Here is an 879-nt window from a genome sequence, read left to right on the forward strand (position 1 = left end):
GATATGAAGAAGTTGAAATCAATTTTGAAACCACTATAAGTGTCATTGAGGAATTGGCTATCTACTTTTCGGAATTCAACGCAAAAAATCAAACTCCTTCATTACTAAGAAATTTCTTAAATAATAATGAAATAGAAGAAATTCTAGACTTTTCTATTAGAGGAGGGGAAAGAAAATACGGATACAGGCTTAACATTCCAGAAAATATGGAATATGCTTTTTCAAGTTTTGCGCGTAACAATGAAAATCCTATTCAATTTTATCTTCAGCATTTAATTTCTGAAATTATAAGTACAATAAGTGGGTTAGTAAGTGAATATTCATATCATACAAACAGCCGTTCAGTAATAGAAGTCGAGTCAAAAAACAGTATAAATTTTATAAAATGGATTGCAAAAATTGGCGATGAAAATAACCTGAGACTATATACTCTTAATTATGACAGAGTTTTCAAGGTGTTGTTAGAAAATGCCAATATTAAATGTTTTGAAGGTTTTTACTCAAGTGGGGAAGTATCTGATTTGAATGGTTTAAGATGTGATATAAAAAGGATTGTCAAAGATGACAATATAAATGTTCACTACAATTTACACGGTTCCGCTTTTTGGAAAGTAATCCCATCTAATAAATCACAACTTCCAAGTCCAGAATTAGTCTATGTTGGTTTTCCAAATTTGCAGATAAATGATGAGATTGCAAATGTTCAAATTGAGAAGGGAAAACCAATATTTTTAACCAATATTATTTCTGGTTATCAGAAAGCACAAAAATCAATGATATCTCCTTTCAAACAAATGCATTTTTCTTTTGATAGAGATTGCTTGAGTTCTAATCATGTATTTATTATAGGTTATTCATTCAGTGATGAACACATAAATC

Annotated in this window: 1 protein-coding gene; it reads left to right on the forward strand. The window is 29.5% G+C overall.

Features of this window, described 5'->3' with window-relative positions; genetic code table 11:
* Nucleotides 1-879, forward strand: an 879-nt coding sequence (locus A7D14_RS10305; protein ID WP_141673342.1) for an SIR2 family protein, incomplete at both ends; no start/stop codon positions are given.

It is taken from the genome of Allomuricauda sp. CP2A, from assembly GCF_001683915.1.
Lineage (GTDB): Bacteria > Bacteroidota > Bacteroidia > Flavobacteriales > Flavobacteriaceae > Flagellimonas.